Genomic DNA, 721 nt, shown 5'->3' on the forward strand with positions numbered 1-721 from the left:
GCCGACGCGACCGACTCCGCCAGGCTCGCGCGGGTCGACGCGGTGTCGTGGGGCGGCGCGTCGAGGATCAAAAACAGCATCCGCGCGCGGGCCTCGGCGCTCCAGGTGTGGCCGTCGACGCCGTCGACGAGGCCCGCCTCGACCGCCTCGGGGTAATCGCCGCCGCCGTCCGCGGACTGGGCCGCGAGCTGGTTGAGCGCGACCGAGATGTCGGTCGTGAAGGGGAAGCTGCGGACCACGTACTCGTCGCCCTCGTCACGGTAGAAGTTCACGCTCAGGCGCAGGTTGAAGTCGGCCTCGACCTCGGCCTCGACCCGCTGGATCACGTCGTCGAGCTCGACCTTGAGGTACTCGAGCTCGTCGGACATCGATCCGGTCGTGTCGACCACGAACATCAGGTCGAGATCTGCGACCGGGTTCGGGCCCGGGAGCTCGACGATGACCGGATCGAGGGCGTTGGCGAGCTCCTGCAGCTCGACGGACTCGCCGCCGGCCACGACCGTGAGCGGCCAGACGGGGTCGTCGCCGGTCAGGCTCGGCCACAGCTCGGCGCGACCGAGGTTGTCGGTCCGCGCCTGCCACAGGATCTGCTGATCGGCGTCACGAAGCTCGACGGCCATGTCGGCCACGGGCACGCCGTCGGCCAGGGCGAGCACGGGCACGCGGTCCCGGGTGTCGAAGCCCCAGGCGTCGAACTCGCTCGCCCAGGGGGACTCCTGGT

1 protein-coding gene is annotated in these 721 nt (G+C 70.9%); it reads right to left on the minus strand.

Annotated features, from left to right (window positions below; translation table 11 throughout):
- Nucleotides 1-721 (minus strand): vWA domain-containing protein (locus ENSA5_RS27285; RefSeq protein ID WP_506737591.1); only part of this gene is annotated, 721 nt, incomplete at both ends.

Source organism: Enhygromyxa salina, from assembly GCF_002994615.1.
GTDB lineage: Bacteria > Myxococcota_A > Polyangia > Nannocystales > Nannocystaceae > Plesiocystis > Plesiocystis salina_A.